Here is a 13,853-nt window from a genome sequence, read left to right as displayed (position 1 = left end):
AGTACAATTAACCACGTCATTGCGGCGCAGGCCGCAACCCCCTTTCGGATATAGCGTGCCTATAAACAATTGCTTCCTCAAATTAATTTCAATTAAGCTACAATTAAATTTCATTCATTGAAAAGGAATTCAATCATGAAACAACCCGCAATCTATATTATTTCAAATGTTCACAATACAGTTCTGTACATTGGCGTAACAAGCAATTTAGTTCAACGAATATACCAACATAAAGAAAAGCTTATTGGTAGTTTTAGTGCTAAATACAACTTAACAAAACTTGTTTATTTTGAATTATTCAACGACATGGAAAACGCGATTTAAGAGAAAAGCGATTAAAGCAGTGGCATCGAAGATGGAAAAATAGATTAATTGGAGGGGTAAATCCAAACTGGCGAGATTTATACCTTGATATTATTTGAGTTTATTTTTGCTAGCCACAGCATGCCACGGGAGGTTGCGGCCTGCGCCGCAATGACGGTGTTTTTTTCTTATATCGTGTAGGTCGCCTAATCGCTCTTGTCAGACCTTAACAATATAAGGAACTTACGTCAAAGCCGTGCCAGAATTTGACGGTTTTGATAATTCCTTATCGCTCCCAATTAAGAATATTTTCTCAATCGACTTTGAACAATGCTTTAGGATTGACCATGGTTTTTATTTCAAGAACATTCCCGTTAGGGTCTTCAATAAAAAAGGTTTCCTGTTCATATACACTGCCCACAAAACGACGATAAGGCTTGTCTAAATAGACAATACCAGCCGTTTCAATACGCTCTTTCAAGGCCTGAAATTCTCTTTCAGGCAAATGTATACCAAAGTGAGGAACGACTACGGTCCCCATGTCCACATCATGTCGTACTGTTGGCAAATGCTCTTCACTTTGGTGTAGCGTCAATTCGTTGCCCCAAAAATCAATATCAACCCAACGCCCCTCTTCGCGATTTCCAGCCTTACAGCCAAGCACATCGCAATAAAAATTTTTAGCCAGATTTAAATCGCCCGCCGGAATGGCAAGGTGTAAACAGTTGGACATAAATTCCCCCTGATTTTTGTTATCTATTAAACTTGTGAATTATATAGCTACTATATTTTATAGAACACCAATCCATAGAACTCTAGATTCAATCCAAGATTAATAAAAAAAGATGAAATACTTTTGTTGCGGTGATCAAAGGCTGGACTCTTCTATCTCGTATGCACAGCTTGTGATTACGGTTTATCCAACCCTTGTATTTCATTAGGGTTAAAGGCGTGATTATAGCTATTCCATTGAGACCAAATACCAATATCATACCCATAAGTAAGGGTAACTTGAATTACATTTTTGTTTATAGATTCAGGATATGAGCTGATAATTGTTTGTGCTAATTGTTGTGCAAGTTCTATATCATCTACAGAATTTTGATAAAGGAACGCTTGAGTATTAACATAAGTTGTAGTCGACGAGCCTGTGTTTGAAGATGTGAATGTTGTAGCACCTTCGACAACACTAGCAAATTTAACCGAAGTGTTACTACTTATCGCCTCTTGACTTGACAGTAACCCTTTAAATGGCTCAGATTGTGCGAGATCTGAAGTAAATACAGGTAAGAGCCCTGCCAAAATAAACAAGCAAGAAATAACAATTAAATGAGGACGCCAAACTTCACCTAAATTTTGTTCTGAAACGTCTGAGTTTACGACATAAGTCCCAACGATTAGGTCATGAAGAGATTGGCGTGTAACTCGATTAAAAATATACAAATAACTAATTGAAAATAATCCACCAAATACAATTAACGATAAGGGGTACATTAAATAAGACAGTAAAGCTTCATTGGTAAATTGCGCACCATTCAAAGAAAATGGAATTGCGAGGAAACTGTACCTTAGCAGTGATTTAGATAAGCGAATTGTAGAATTAGTCGAGTCCACAACTTTTATGCCGAGTATCTTTTTACCAAAAGTTTGGCCATTGAATATAGAACTATTCATGAAACCAAAATAGGTAATGGATATAGCAAAACCAATTAATCGTCCCCAACCACCTAATTGAACGAAAGTATTTTCAAGGAATAACCCCAAAGTAAAACCTACAGCCCCGAGTATTAAGGAATCAATAAATAAAGCACCAACTCTTCTCCAAAATCCACAAATCCATTCTTCTTGTATTTCTTCCAAAATTTATCCCTTACTACAATACTTAAAGTATCCTAACAGCTTAATTAAGTAGATAATTTAACTCACCTGCGTCTTTTTCTAGCTCATTATAGTCTTTTAAGCTTTGTATTTTCGATTTCCCAACAAGAAATCAAAACAGAGAAAAAGAAAATGGCAACAACATCTATAAGCAACCATGAGTTACTGAAATTACCTATGAATAAACGAAAATCAGGTGATAACATTGAGAATCTCATAAAAAACCCATCTGAAATACCAAAGCTGAGATCACCTAATCCCGTGTATGAATACACAAATGTTCCAGTGTTAATACTTACTAATTGAAGAGCCTGATTCACAAAAGATAGTTTCATTCCAAATGTCTTCTTTTTCAATAGCAAATATCCTGACACACCATTAAATAAAGCGATGACCGCATAAACGATTAGGCCAATAACATCCCCATCATTTAAGAAAAAATCGATAAACATATAGATAAAACCAACACATGTTGCAATTTGCAACCAACTTAAAAGCTTGATGCGGCTCTCTACAGTGAACTTGTGACTTTCAGTTTGTTCTAGAAGATAATTATCTAGCTCAGGCTTTCTTAACGCTAATTCTTTCTGAAGCTTTTCAAAGTTTTCAGGGTACTTTTCTTTATCGATAGATTTAGAAACATCGAAAAGCTCATTTAACGTATATTTTGAAAAATCCATTTTAATTCCGAATTGATAGTGCTCATTTTGAACTTATTAAGCATATAATGATGTCTGCTGCTCTCTAATTCGACCTTAAGCTTTTCAAATGGTTACGTCAACTACGAAGGTGACAACGGTACCAGGAACGGCCAGTCGCTAACGCCATTTTAAGCGGCGAATAATTGTTGGTTTTAATGTGAGACGAATTGGAGTCCGGCCAAGCGTTATCCGTCAGACCTTAAAATCTTGTTATGTTTTTACACTTTTTTCGGTAATATTTTCACTGACATTCTAATGCTAACAGGTTGTCTTTTCTGATTGCTTGGAGCCGCTTTCCAACGATTATTATTGAGTTTATCTAGCTTCCTCTGAGTCATGAACCCTACCGGATTAGAACTAATGAGCGTTTTATTCCACTCCTTACCATTTGAGTCTATTGTAACTTCAAAAGTCCACTCTCCTCCTGTCGAAGCTAGTTTTGGGATTTCTCTAGATGTAGAAGAACTAAAGATCCAATATTTTTCAATATCCAGCGGATCTATTTTAATTATTTCCGAATTATAGAGAGGTGGTGTTGATGTACAGCCAACAGACAATAAAATTAATGCAATTAATATTTTACGCATATATTCCCTTTATTATTCTAATTTTCATCATATTGGCAATTGAACTCAATATACTATAAAAATTGGACAAATATTCAATTTTAAGGTTCGACTTTGTTATTTATAGCCAAAATCTTGAATGTGCCAACGGCTACTGATGCATTATATAATTTTCCGATGCTGGCAATTTTGAACAGTGCCTTTGGCTCTGCAGGAATTTTTTTATCTCGGTTATGCCAGCCGCTGGCATAAAACTCAGCTTTTTGTCCCTATTTTTGGCATTAACAATTTTGCCATCCAAGCCCTGATTAACAGCATCATCAACCTGCGCTTGAACTGTCGAAGGGAGAGGAGCAAAATAATTAACTATGCTGACTTCCTAGTAGCACGCAGCAATGACACATTAGAATATACCGAGTAGTCTATTCATCATCCAAACAATCAGCCTGTACCTCGTCCCTGCTTTTCGTTTCTCATTTCTACCGTCATAAGCATCTAAAAACCATATTGTTTTTCGCTAATTCGATGCTTCAGTGTTACACTTTACTCCAATTTACTGCTTATTTAGTTCCGTTTTATAAATGACCATCAACCGTTACTTCACCCGTTTCTTTTTGTTGTTATTAATATTGGTTACCGCCAACATTGTCGTTTTTTATTACTATCAACTTTCCGCCAACCAACTTAATGAGTTGGAGAATGATCGATTAGCAATCGTTGAACTTGCCTCAACGGTAAGGGATAGCTCAAATAAACTGACTCGTATTTCTCGAACTTACATCGTTACCGGGGAAGACATCTACCGTGAATATTATTATGAGATCTTAGAAATTCGCAATGGCGAGCGCCAACGTCCAGAAAATTATTTCAGTATCTACTGGGACAAATTACATACCCAACAAGAAGAACAAATTTATCGTGAAGTGCCTTTGGCCGATATTGTTGAAGCACTGCTTGCCCCCGATGTGGAGTTGCAACGATTAAAGTTGGCCGTAGATCTTGCCAACAACATGGTGGCGGTAGAAATTAATGCGATAAATCTGTTTAATAACGATCCCATCAATGGCAAACAACAAGCCATTGATATTTTGTATGGTCGCAATTATTTAAAAGATAAAAGTGAAATCATGGCACAAATTGATCTTTTTAAACACGCCTACGATAACTGGCACTTCAAAAAGAGCAAGTCTCTTGAACAGCAGATAAAAGCCATCAAAGTGGTCAAGTTATTACTGCAAATTGCTTTTATTTTAGCGCTACTGTCGATTCGCTTTTACATTATCAAACACGTTTCTTCGCCGCTTTCCATTATCAGCGATTTGGCCAAGCGGATATCTGCTGGCAATTTTTCCACGCGCCCAAAGTTAGCAACCAAAACTGCCGATATCAATTTGTTGCTTGCCTCAATGAACCAGATGCAGGACGACATCGTCAGAACGGTGCAAAAATTTGAACAACAAGCCCAGCTTGCCCAACAAGCGAAACAACAGGCCGAAGCCGCAAATAAAACCCGGGGTGAATTTCTTGCCAATATGAGCCATGAAATTCGTACCCCAATGAATGGCATCATTGGCCTGTCGCAATTATTACAAGATCAACAACTGGCCACTGAAGACAGATTATATGTGGATAAAATCTTGCTTTCTGCCAGACAATTACTCGATATCTTGAATGATATCCTCGATTTTTCAAAAATTGACAGTGATATGCTCGAATTAGAAGATATTGAATTTGACTTGTACAATATCTTTGAGCGGGTGGCCAATGTGTTGGCATTAAGTGCAGAAAATAAAAATTTATCACTGCAATTTTCTATCGCCCCACAGCTCAATAATAAGTTTTTTGGAGACCCGGTAAGAATTGCTCAAATCATCATGAATTTAACCGCAAATGCCATTAAATTTACCGAGCAAGGCAGTATCGACTTAGCATTAGATTACAACGCCGATAAGTCGGCAATCGTATTTACGGTGACAGACACCGGCATCGGCTTAAGTGCAGAGCAAATCACTCATATTTTTGCGCCCTTTTCGCAAGCCGATAATTCTATTACCCGTAACTATGGCGGTACCGGCTTAGGCTTAACCATCTGTAAACGGTTAACCAGCCTGATGGGCGGTGATATCAAAGTTGACTCAACAATAGGACAAGGCAGTTGTTTTACATTAAGTATTCCAATAAGCAATCAGGCAATTGCGACAGAGCATAAAATTGTCTGCAAACCGATATTGTTATTTAGTGATAATCCGCATCACCTAACTATGTTTGCCGCGCACAGTAAAGCTATGCAAATAAATTGTCAGCCGCAAAGTTTAACGGTTTTGCAGAGTGAGCAAGCCCAGATTTCGAGCCCTACCCTAGTAATCATAGATATCACCAGTAGCAACAACAATGAGATCAGCGAATTCGTGAATAACCAACAACCGTGGTTAAGCAATGATAACGTGCAACTAGCGCTTATTAGCAGGCTTGTGCAGAACCAGGGCAAAGAATTTTTTGATTTTAAAGATGGCTTACAAACATTAAATACGCCAATATTGTTCAGCAATGTCGTGCAACGACTAGCGAACAGTGAAAAACCATTAAATGAAGGGCAAAGCTACACGGTATTTCCGGGGGTTAAAGCCTTATTGGCAGAAGATTTTAAACTCAATCAAATCGTTGCCAAAGGCCTACTGGAAAAGCTTGGTATCGAAGTCGATATTGTCGAAGATGGTCAGCAAGCAGTGGCTGCCATTGGCAAAAACAGTTATCAATTGGTATTCATGGATATTCACATGCCGGTAATGGATGGCCACCTTGCCAGCCAAACAATCCGTGCCAATAAAGCTTATGATCATATCCCGATCATCGCCTTAACTGCCGATGCGCAAAAGCAACACATTCAGCAATGCATTGAATCGGGTATGGACGATTTTTTATCAAAGCCTTTCCTGTTGGCTGATATTGAAAAGATCATTCATAAACACATACAATAAACACATTCAAAAAACACGAATGCTGTTAACAACGATAATTACCATAAATAGAATTTTACTATGAAACTTTACTCTCTAAAAAATAACATTATGCTTAGCGCTTCCATGTTGCTCTCTATATTTGCGGCTTCTGGCTGTGCCACTGCGCCAAACGTAGAAACCAACCTAGATAAAGAAAATTTTGAGCAATACTTTGCCGCCAGTACTGTGAGAGTCTATCAAGACGAAACGGAACTGCCCGGCAAAGGTAAATTATTAGGCCTGGTTGAAGGCGACAGCTGTAAAATGAAAGCCAACGACAAGCCGGCCAATGCCAGCGATGCCCGTACTATGGCCCGAGAACGCGCAGCTGCATTAGAAGCCAATGCGGTAGTATTTACCTCTTGCACCCTAATAGAAGATCAACAATGTTTAGAAATGATGGTCTGTTATGGCAAGGCATTTCAAATCCATGGCAAGTAACGAAAGCAATTCAGCAACAACCCTGGCTGAGTTTTCTTTTGCACCGGTTGCTATTGTCCACTCCCCGTATAAGCAAAAGTTTGCCATTCCCAGACAGCCAGGGCTTGTGACTGCGGCTCATGGCAAAATTGAATTGCTAATGGATGCGCCCCACCAACAAGTGTTACGCGATATCGAGCAGCACTCGCATTTATGGCTGATATTTGTCTTTCACGCTACCGCTGAACACGGCTGGAAGCCATTGGTGAAAGCACCAAGGCTTGGAGGTAACAAAAAAACCGGGGTTTTTGCCACCCGCTCAACCTTTCGTCCTAACCCGATAGGGATGTCGGTAGTCAAATTTGACGGTATTAGTAAAATGGGGCAAAATTTAGCGTTAGACGTTAGTGGGCTGGATTTACTCGATGGCACACCAATTATTGATATCAAGCCATACATCCCCTACTCTGACAGTATCACTAGCGCCACATCCATAATGGCGCCATCGGCCGAGTCTACCGTTATCGACATTGAGTTTAGTGATGGTGCAAAACAGCAATTACAGCACTGCTCTACGCAATATCGTGACTTGCCATTATTTATCGAACAAGTGTTATCGCAAGACCCGCGCCCGGCTTATAAAAAAACAAATTTACAGTGTCAGGAATACGGCATGAGCCTTTATGATCTGAATATTCGCTGGCAAATTCAGGAAAATCAATGCCTGGTGTTGAGCGTTGAAAAACACTAACTGTAGCGCCACGCGCTTGGCCCTTGCAGTTAGCAGATGAAAATAAAGTAAAACACAGGTATAATCGCCGCGGTTTGTTGAATTAGCCGATAATTTAACCACCATATCATAAACAAATACCAATTTTATTAGCGCCAGATTTACGTTCTGGTCAGCAAGAGGAAACACCATGTCACAATACGTTGTATGTGCCCTATATAAATTCGTCACTTTAGAAAACTTTGAACAAATCAGAAAACCAATCCATCAAGAGATGGAAAAAAATGATGTTAAAGGCACATTATTACTCGCCAAAGAAGGCATTAATGGCACCATTGCCGGCAGTCGTGCAGGTATCGACAATGTATTGGCCTTTTTAACCGCCGACGAGCGTTTAGCCAACTTATCCCATAAAGAATCCTTTAACGATCACCTGCCGTTCAAACGCTGTAAAGTGAAGTTGAAAAAAGAAATTGTGACCATGGGCGTTGAAGGTATCGACCCAAAACAAGTGGTCGGTACTTATGTCAAACCACAAGACTGGAATGCATTAATTTCAGACCCGGAAGTACTGCTGGTAGATACTCGTAACGATTACGAGATTGAAATTGGTACGTTCGAGAATGCGGTTAACCCAAATACCGAAACGTTTCGTGAATTTCCACAATACGTACAAGATCATTTAGATCCGGCTAAGCATAAAAAAGTGGCGATGTTTTGTACCGGTGGCATTCGTTGCGAAAAATCTACTGCTTATATGAAAGAACAAGGCTTTGAGGAAGTTTATCACCTTGAAGGCGGTATTTTAAAATATCTGGAAGAAGTACCAGAAGAAAATACCATGTGGCAAGGCGACTGTTTTGTTTTTGATGATCGCGTTGCGGTTGACCATTCCCTGGAAAAAGGCAAATATGATCAGTGCCACGCTTGTCGCATGCCAATTACGACAGAAGAAAAGCAACTTGCCGAGTATGAACCTGGGGTGAGTTGTCACCGTTGCATCGATAAAGTCACGCCAGAACAACGTGCTCGCTATGCCGAACGTGAAAAGCAAATCAATCTGGCCAAGCTTCGTGGTGAAAACCATATTGGTGGTGAAGTGAGTAAAACCATTGAGCAGCGTCGCCTTGATAAAAAAGCGAAAATCAAGCAACAGCAAGATAACGCTTAAGCTCTAATACTTACGTGCCTTTATGATACTGAGTTTACTCTGGTACGACCTGAGTAAACTCGATTGTAATTTGCTCTGAATCGATCTATTATTGGTCAAATTTCGTACAAGCATGCGAGCAAATTATGGCTGAAGATAAGTCTGACAATCTTAAATTACGCAATAATTACGCACTGACCGACTCCTTTGTGGTCAAGAGTCATCAAATTGATATCAATTATCTAAAAGACAATAACATCTCGATTAATTATATTAGTCCTGCAGATTCCGCAAATACCTCAGAGCATATAACCGCCAACAACGACCCAGAAAATGCGCACAGTATGTGGTGGCTTAATACCCGTCGCAGATGCCACAAACACACCAATGTAAAACGAAAACTTGCTCGCCGTAAACATTAAACGATAATACCAATCTGCATAAGCATACAGTCAACTCAGTGCTTATCGCTGAGTGACTCATTCGTTAGGCAAATTGGTATTTTACCTTGCACTTTCAATGCTCACAGGTATAAAATATCGAAAATTTCTATCTCTCATTTAATTTCGGAACTGACCTTTAATGCGTACCAGCCAATATTTACTTTCTACTTTGAAAGAAACTCCAGCAAGTGCTGAAGTTATCAGCCATCAATACATGTTACGTGCGGGCTTGATCCGTCCCGTAGCTTCTGGGTTATATACTTGGCTGCCAACGGGCTTAAAAGTGCTAAAGAAAGTAGAAAACATCGTACGCGAAGAAATGGATCGCGCCGGTGCTATCGAAACGTTAATGCCAATGGTACAGCCTGCCGATTTGTGGCAAGAATCTGGCCGTTGGGAAGACTACGGCCCAGAACTGTTACGCATGCAAGACAGACACAGTCGCTCTTTCGTTTTAGGGCCTACTCACGAAGAAGTGATCACTAAGTTAGTTAGCCTGGAGTTAAACTCGTACAAGCAATTACCGCTCAATTTATACCAAATTCAAACCAAATTCCGTGATGAAATTCGCCCACGTTTCGGCGTAATGCGTGGTCGTGAATTCTTGATGAAAGATGCGTACTCTTTCCATCTATCACAGCAATGTTTAGATAACACTTATCAAAACATGCATGCCGCCTATTGCCGTATCTTCGACCGACTTGGTTTAGATTACCGTCCAGTAATTGCCGATACCGGTTCTATTGGTGGTGAAGCTTCGCACGAATTTCATGTACTGGCTGAATCTGGTGAAGACGATATCGCCTTTAGCGATAACAGCGATTACGCCGCCAACATTGAAAAAGCAGAATGTATTGCCCCTGCCGGGGAACGTGCAGCGGCTACAGCGGAATTAACCAAAGTAGCAACGCCAAATGTGCATACCATTAAAGAACTTAGCGAATTTTTAAACGCAGACGCCAGCCAAACAGTGAAAACCTTATTGGTAGCAGGTGAAGTTGAAGGTGAGAACAAAGAAGGTGAAACCGCACCGGTAGTCGCCTTGGTCTTACGTGGCGATCATGAGCTTAACGAAATTAAAGCCGAAAAATTTGCCGGTGTTGCCAGTCCGCTTACCTTCGCTAGTGAAGAAGAAATCAAGACGGCAGCAAACTGCGATGCCGGTTCTATTGGCCCGGTTGGTTTAAATATCAAAGTGATTGTTGACCGAAGTGCTGCACAGTTAAGTGATTTCATCACTGGCGCCAATGAAACTGGTTATCACTACACTGGCGTCAACTTTGATCGTGATATTAACGATTACACTGTGGCCGATATTCGCAATATTGTTGCCGGCGATCCGAGTCCTTGTGGTAATGGTACTATTACCATTAAGCGTGGTATTGAAGTGGGTCATATTTTCCAGTTAGGGGAAAAGTATGCGCAAGCGATGGGCGCTGCAGTGCTCAATGATCAAGGTAAAAACCAAACCTTGACTATGGGTTGTTACGGCATCGGTGTTTCTCGTATCGTTGCCGCGGCCATTGAGCAAAATAATGACGAAAATGGCATTATCTGGCCAGAAGCCATCGCGCCATTTAAAGTCGTGATCATCCCAATGAACATGCACAAGTCGCATCGCGTACAAGAAACGTCTGAAAAACTGTACCAGGAATTACAAGCGGCAGGCGTGGAAGTGATGATTGACGATCGTAAAGAACGTCCTGGTGTGATGTTTAAAGATATGGAGCTAATCGGCATTCCACACAGCATCATAGTTGGTGAACGTAATCTTGATAACGCCGAAGTAGAATACAAAAACCGGATCTCAGGTGAAAAATCTACCTTGAAGATTGCTGAAGTATTGGACTTCATTAAAGCAAAGTAAGGAAATTCGCTTACTACCAACTTAAAAAGGGCCTGACGGCCCTTTTTAGATCATAGAAGTTAGAAACGATAGACGAAAAGCAAAATTCCAATACTTAGCTGAACATCACTGCAAGCCCTAAAGTGTAGGGATTCAGATGTTGAATTCACCCGTTTAACTTGGCTAATTTTTCATCAATATCTGAGCAATTTTCTTTTATCATTCTTGCGGAAGTTTTACCCATGGGACCCGCCCATGGTCCTCTACCAGATAAATTATGTCTTCCCATATCTTTACCGATACGTATATAACGGTTTACTTGATCGACTCCGATTAATTCTCCGATAAGCCATTTATATTTCTCAGCTTCACCGGATAGATAAAAATCACTTCTACCTCTTCTATGCCCCTCATAACACCTGGCAACTTGTAAAGCTACTGACTCTGCTGCTTCAGTAGGCATTTCACCTTTTGTTATAGATCCTGAAGCCAATGCTAATGCTTGATTATCAAATTTTCTGGTCTTTATTTTTACTATTTTAGTGGTGTCATTGATTGATGCCGAAACAGCAAATGAACTATTTAAGGGGTTATCTTCCAACCTGCTGATGCTTTGATTACCCTTACTGTTCAATTGAAAATCCAAATCAAAATACTTGCCTGTTTGGTCAACTTTTAAATATAGTCTGATCATTTCAATTTCAGTCGATTGGATAGCTGTTTTTATCGTCGCACTTTCACCTACATTAACGATTAGTTTTGGCGATTCTTCTAAGGTGGCACCTTTTAATTGAGTTTCTAAATCTGCTAACTCTTTTGATGCCTGAATGCTGTATATTTCAACCTCGATGAAAACGACTGCTACATCTTTGGCGTCTACGGTAATCGCAACACTGATATTAATAACAAAAACCAAAAGCATAATTACTTTTATTTTCATAATCGTCCTTCTTAATTAAACTTACTTGCCATAAGATAATAGCCATCAAGTGTTCATAAAAACAACCTAACTCAATGATATTCATAAATATTCAATCGATTCATAAATATTCAAACTATTCATGACGATGAATATTGGTTTTCACCTTTCAAAATGAATTAATATTGTAGATAATTGTTTTAATTGGAAGTTAGAGATTTACACAATGGAATTGCCTGACAAATTAGTACAACTTCGAAAAGAATGGGGATGGACTCAAGCTATTGCTGCGAAGAAAATAGCAATACAGCAATCGTATTTGTCAAAACTAGAAAGTGGCCAATATCAGCCCTCCGAAGAGGTTATAAATAAGATTTGTTCAGCCTATAAGATTAAATCTGAAGACTTGCTTTCAAGGTCAAAAAAGAATCGAAACGTACATTACGCGGTTATTATATCGGCCATTATTGGCTTGCTTTTTCTATTGTCTGGCTATTTGTCTCTTTTTTTTCCTCAAACATATTATACCTATAAAGCAAAAAACATAGAAAATCAGAAGTTCCAAGGACAAGTAAATATAAATTATCACGTAACTGATCATTACCAAGGTGAAAAATACATTCAATCGTTCGAAAATAGAAATTATGAATATAGTTTAGTGGCGCAACGAGATATTAGCAGAGCCGAAAATCGCTGGTTTATTGCGTTTGGGTGCCTATTTATTTTTTTACCAATATCAGCATCCATCTATAAGTTTAAAATACTTCGTAAATGAATATGGGCCAGGAAACCAATTCAAAACAATCGCTTTCGTTTCTAGTCTATCGTTTCTACAATCTATCCCACTTATCCCAATAGATCTTACGATCATAACGTTTCGATAACAGTTTATTTAATTGGTGAAAGGTGGTTAACGGCTCTCGCAAGCCACTGATACATTGCCAGACAAAACGGTGACAATTGTTCTTGATTAAATCGTAATCCTGATAATCATAAATCTGTGTTATCGCCCGTTGCGCGGTTATATCATCACAAATTGCTTCGCCGGTGGAATCACAGGCGACAAAAATATCTTTGCCAGAACGTTCAGCCAAAAATCGGCTTGGTGAAATTGCTTTAATTAAACCACTGCCATGTAATTCCACTATGGTATCTTCATCAATCAATATACCGGTATGCTCAAGCACGCCACTAAGGCCACAACAAACCAGGGCGCCGGGGCGAACAATTGCCAGGGTTTCAGTGCTAAACACTTCCGTTGGGTACTTGGCAATACCACTATCGTGCTTATGAACACTGCCGCGGGTTGTTATTTGATCAGAATTTTCCCGCAAGTGATCTTGCTTTTTACGCTTTTGCTCAAGCTCTTTAGCGGCAACCGCACCTAATACTGCAGCGCCTATCCATAATAACGGTAATGGCATATGTTCACCTTAACTTGATTGTTATAACCTTATTGATAGTAGTTATAATAAAAAACTTATTGTTTTTCATAAAAAAAGTGTCAGCAAGTATTTCAAAAGTCTGGTATTTCAGTATGCTTATAGCTGAATACCCGTCACTATTCAAAGTGAAGGATTTCAGTGGGAATTAAAAGTGATTTAGGCAAGGTATTAAATTTAGAGAATGGTTATTCCATTGTTAAATTTCATAACGCTGCATAAATCACTTTTAAACCCATCGAAGAAGCGTTTGAGCAATCCCACTTCTTCGTTCCATCTATTTGTAAGGGAATAACCATTACTGTATAGATGCGCCTTGAATTGGAATTGCTCAAGCGCTCTGAAACCTTCATACTGAATGGTGAAGGGTATACACAAGTATGATAGCAATCTGCAAAATATGCAGATTGATTTAAGCCAAGCAAGAGAAGTATGGTAAGTCAAAATGAGTGAATA

14 protein-coding genes are annotated in these 13,853 nt (G+C 39.3%); 8 read left to right on the top strand and 6 right to left on the bottom strand.

Annotated elements, in window-relative coordinates; translation table 11 throughout:
- Nucleotides 1-135: 135 nt before the first annotated feature.
- On the top strand, nt 136-324 hold the full coding sequence (locus ND16A_RS19980) for a GIY-YIG nuclease family protein (protein ID WP_235282133.1): 189 nt from the start codon (nt 136-138) through the stop codon (nt 322-324).
- Nucleotides 325-616: 292 nt separating this feature from the next.
- Here ND16A_RS19980 and ND16A_RS07125 read toward each other — a convergent pair whose 3' ends face one another.
- The 4 genes from ND16A_RS07125 to ND16A_RS07140 form a co-directional block, all read right to left on the bottom strand.
- Nucleotides 617-1,036: a VOC family protein gene (locus tag ND16A_RS07125; RefSeq protein ID WP_033078064.1), complete on the bottom strand. Its 420-nt coding sequence runs from the start codon at nt 1,034-1,036 to the stop codon at nt 617-619.
- Between the two features lie 176 nt (nt 1,037-1,212).
- On the bottom strand, nt 1,213-2,163 hold the full coding sequence (locus tag ND16A_RS07130; protein WP_033078063.1) for an RDD family protein: 951 nt from the start codon (nt 2,161-2,163) through the stop codon (nt 1,213-1,215).
- Between the two features lie 86 nt (nt 2,164-2,249).
- A complete protein-coding gene (locus tag ND16A_RS07135) occupies nt 2,250-2,861 on the bottom strand; it encodes a hypothetical protein (RefSeq protein WP_033078062.1) in 612 nt (203 codons plus the stop codon).
- Nucleotides 2,862-3,100: 239 nt separating this feature from the next.
- On the bottom strand, nt 3,101-3,469 hold the full coding sequence (locus tag ND16A_RS07140) for a hypothetical protein (protein WP_033078061.1): 369 nt from the start codon (nt 3,467-3,469) through the stop codon (nt 3,101-3,103).
- Nucleotides 3,470-4,029: 560 nt separating this feature from the next.
- Here ND16A_RS07140 and ND16A_RS07145 point away from each other — a divergent pair.
- The 6 genes from ND16A_RS07145 (at nt 4,030) to ND16A_RS07170 (ending at nt 11,057) form a co-directional block, all read left to right on the top strand.
- Nucleotides 4,030-6,426, top strand: coding sequence for a hybrid sensor histidine kinase/response regulator (locus ND16A_RS07145; RefSeq protein ID WP_033078059.1), 2,397 nt, complete (start codon nt 4,030-4,032; stop codon nt 6,424-6,426).
- 60 nt (nt 6,427-6,486) lie between these two features.
- Nucleotides 6,487-6,888: an Rcs stress response system protein RcsF gene (gene rcsF / locus ND16A_RS07150; protein ID WP_052073144.1), complete on the top strand. Its 402-nt coding sequence runs from the start codon at nt 6,487-6,489 to the stop codon at nt 6,886-6,888.
- Complete coding sequence (gene tsaA, locus ND16A_RS07155; protein WP_052073143.1) at nt 6,878-7,618, top strand: tRNA (N6-threonylcarbamoyladenosine(37)-N6)-methyltransferase TrmO; 741 nt, start codon at nt 6,878-6,880, stop codon at nt 7,616-7,618. The genes rcsF and tsaA overlap by 11 nt, the downstream gene beginning before the upstream one ends.
- Before the next feature lie 169 nt (nt 7,619-7,787).
- The gene (gene trhO / locus ND16A_RS07160; protein WP_033078058.1) at nt 7,788-8,768 is read left to right on the top strand and encodes an oxygen-dependent tRNA uridine(34) hydroxylase TrhO; all 981 of its coding nucleotides are present in this window, start codon (nt 7,788-7,790) and stop codon (nt 8,766-8,768) included.
- Nucleotides 8,769-8,893: 125 nt separating this feature from the next.
- Nucleotides 8,894-9,169 (top strand): hypothetical protein, encoded by a 276-nt coding sequence (locus tag ND16A_RS07165; protein WP_033078057.1) that lies wholly within the window; start codon nt 8,894-8,896, stop codon nt 9,167-9,169.
- A 160-nt stretch (nt 9,170-9,329) separates the two neighbouring features.
- Nucleotides 9,330-11,057 (top strand): proline--tRNA ligase, encoded by a 1,728-nt coding sequence (locus ND16A_RS07170; protein WP_033078056.1) that lies wholly within the window; start codon nt 9,330-9,332, stop codon nt 11,055-11,057.
- Nucleotides 11,058-11,202: 145 nt separating this feature from the next.
- Here the strand turns inward: ND16A_RS07170 and ND16A_RS07175 are convergent, their stop codons facing one another.
- Nucleotides 11,203-11,976, bottom strand: a complete 774-nt coding sequence (locus ND16A_RS07175) for a hypothetical protein (protein WP_033078055.1) — start codon at nt 11,974-11,976, stop codon at nt 11,203-11,205.
- A gap of 205 nt (nt 11,977-12,181) precedes the next feature.
- Here ND16A_RS07175 and ND16A_RS20295 point away from each other — a divergent pair, with 205 nt between their 5' ends.
- Nucleotides 12,182-12,730: a helix-turn-helix domain-containing protein gene (locus ND16A_RS20295; protein WP_052073142.1), complete on the top strand. Its 549-nt coding sequence runs from the start codon at nt 12,182-12,184 to the stop codon at nt 12,728-12,730.
- 55 nt (nt 12,731-12,785) lie between these two features.
- On the opposite strand, the gene ND16A_RS07180 is transcribed toward ND16A_RS20295, so the two are convergent.
- Entirely contained in the window at nt 12,786-13,379 is a 594-nt protein-coding gene (locus ND16A_RS07180; RefSeq protein ID WP_033078054.1) for a hypothetical protein, read from the bottom strand.
- Between the last annotated feature and the right edge of the window lie 474 nt (nt 13,380-13,853).

Source organism: Thalassotalea sp. ND16A (genome assembly GCF_000764205.1).
GTDB lineage: Bacteria > Pseudomonadota > Gammaproteobacteria > Enterobacterales > Alteromonadaceae > Thalassotalea_A.
This window is presented reverse-complemented; position numbering and strand designations above follow the sequence as displayed.

Coding starts and splice junctions, on each gene's coding strand:
- ND16A_RS19980 (WP_235282133.1), top strand. CDS start 136: ATGAAACAACCCGCAATCTATATTATTTCAAATGTTCACAATACAGTT.
- ND16A_RS07125 (WP_033078064.1), bottom strand. CDS start 1,036: ATGTCCAACTGTTTACACCTTGCCATTCCGGCGGGCGATTTAAATCTG.
- ND16A_RS07135 (WP_033078062.1), bottom strand. CDS start 2,861: ATGGATTTTTCAAAATATACGTTAAATGAGCTTTTCGATGTTTCTAAA.
- ND16A_RS07140 (WP_033078061.1), bottom strand. CDS start 3,469: ATGCGTAAAATATTAATTGCATTAATTTTATTGTCTGTTGGCTGTACA.
- ND16A_RS07145 (WP_033078059.1), top strand. CDS start 4,030: ATGACCATCAACCGTTACTTCACCCGTTTCTTTTTGTTGTTATTAATA.
- rcsF (WP_052073144.1), top strand. CDS start 6,487: ATGAAACTTTACTCTCTAAAAAATAACATTATGCTTAGCGCTTCCATG.
- tsaA (WP_052073143.1), top strand. CDS start 6,878: ATGGCAAGTAACGAAAGCAATTCAGCAACAACCCTGGCTGAGTTTTCT.
- trhO (WP_033078058.1), top strand. CDS start 7,788: ATGTCACAATACGTTGTATGTGCCCTATATAAATTCGTCACTTTAGAA.
- ND16A_RS07165 (WP_033078057.1), top strand. CDS start 8,894: ATGGCTGAAGATAAGTCTGACAATCTTAAATTACGCAATAATTACGCA.
- ND16A_RS07170 (WP_033078056.1), top strand. CDS start 9,330: ATGCGTACCAGCCAATATTTACTTTCTACTTTGAAAGAAACTCCAGCA.
- ND16A_RS07175 (WP_033078055.1), bottom strand. CDS start 11,976: ATGAAAATAAAAGTAATTATGCTTTTGGTTTTTGTTATTAATATCAGT.
- ND16A_RS20295 (WP_052073142.1), top strand. CDS start 12,182: ATGGAATTGCCTGACAAATTAGTACAACTTCGAAAAGAATGGGGATGG.
- ND16A_RS07180 (WP_033078054.1), bottom strand. CDS start 13,379: ATGCCATTACCGTTATTATGGATAGGCGCTGCAGTATTAGGTGCGGTT.